Origin of the sequence: Algimonas arctica, assembly GCF_014652695.1 — a bacterium.
GTDB lineage: Bacteria > Pseudomonadota > Alphaproteobacteria > Caulobacterales > Maricaulaceae > Litorimonas > Litorimonas arctica.
In genome coordinates this window covers 1-1341 of sequence record NZ_BMZH01000042.1, presented here as the reverse complement: position 1 = coordinate 1341, position 1341 = coordinate 1, and the positions used below count along the sequence as shown (strand labels likewise).

The window sequence follows — 1341 nt, the reverse complement described above, 5'->3', positions numbered from 1 at the left end:
CGTTGTTTTAGTCTGTCTCATGCTTCACTCCATAAGGATGGAGGTGAGCAAAGTCTCTCTTAGCCCAGGCTCAAATCTGTGCCATGAGCGCTGACGTCAGACAGAGACCATTAATTTGCCAGGGGCATCGGGTGCGACCTATATTGAATTCACGCAAGATGGCAGCATCGCTTATGTTACCGATTATCTTGGAGGCGCCGTCACGGTGCTCGACGCCGTAACCAATTCCATTATTGCCTTTATTGACGTTGGCACGCAAACGGGTATCGTTGAGTTTACGCCGGATGATAATTTTGCTTACGTCACCAATCAGGGTTCCAATAACGTCTCGGTGATCGATATCGCGACCCATACTGTCGTCGATACCATTACTGTTGGAACAAGTCCCTTTGGTCTCGATATTACACCAGATGGTAGCTTTGCTTACGTCACCAATCAAGGCTCCCGTTTTGTTCGCGGAAGCGTTTCCGTGATCGATATCGCGACCAACGTCGTCGTTGCGGATGTTACTGTTGGGCTATTTCCCAGACATGTGACAATTACACCTGATGGCAGTTTAGCCCTTGTTGCCAACATTAAATCAACCTTTATCTCGGTGATCGATACAGCGACCAATACTGTGATTTCGACAATTCAGATGGGAGGCACGTCAAGGGATATTGCGATCACCCCAGATGGCAATTTTGCCTATGTAATGAGTCTAAGTGGCAATAAAATTACGGTTATAGACTTGTCAACAAACACGATCACAGCGACGATACCAATGGTAAATGATCCTGTGAGCCTTCTGTTTACACCGGACGGCAGATTTGGCTATGTTAACAACATATTTGATAAAACCGTAACTGTAATTGACACTACGACAAACACCGTCGTCGGCGGCACTATTACGGTTGGAGAGAGGCCCCGAGACATTGAGTTCAGACCTGAGGCCGCCAATGAAAAGCCAATCGCCGCCGCGGGCGTAGATCAAGCCATCCGCGCGGGGGATACTGTAAACCTCGACGGCAGCGCATCGTTTGATGACAATACAGACTCGGCGGCGCTCGCCTATAGCTGGAGTTTCGCTTCGCAACCGACGGGCAGTACCGCGACGATAACGGATGCTATGACAGCCACGCCGAGCTTTGTCGCTGATCTGGCTGGCGCCTATGATGTTTCACTGGTCGTGACGGATGAGGGCGGTTTGAATAGTGACGCTGATAGCGTGAGCGTCAGCAGCGACAATCTCGCGCTGACCGCGATTGCGGGAGAGGGACAACTCGTCATCCTCGGCTCAAACGTCTATTTGGACGGCTCCGGCAGTAACGACCCAGAAATGGACCCGCTATCATTTGCGTG

The 1341-nt window shown here is 50.6% G+C and carries 1 protein-coding gene; it reads left to right on the top strand.

Annotated elements, in window-relative coordinates; translation table 11 throughout:
* Positions 1-115: 115 nt before the first annotated feature.
* Positions 116-1341, top strand: a 1226-nt coding sequence (locus IE105_RS15260) for a beta-propeller fold lactonase family protein (protein ID WP_189499746.1), incomplete at its 3' end; no start/stop codon positions are given.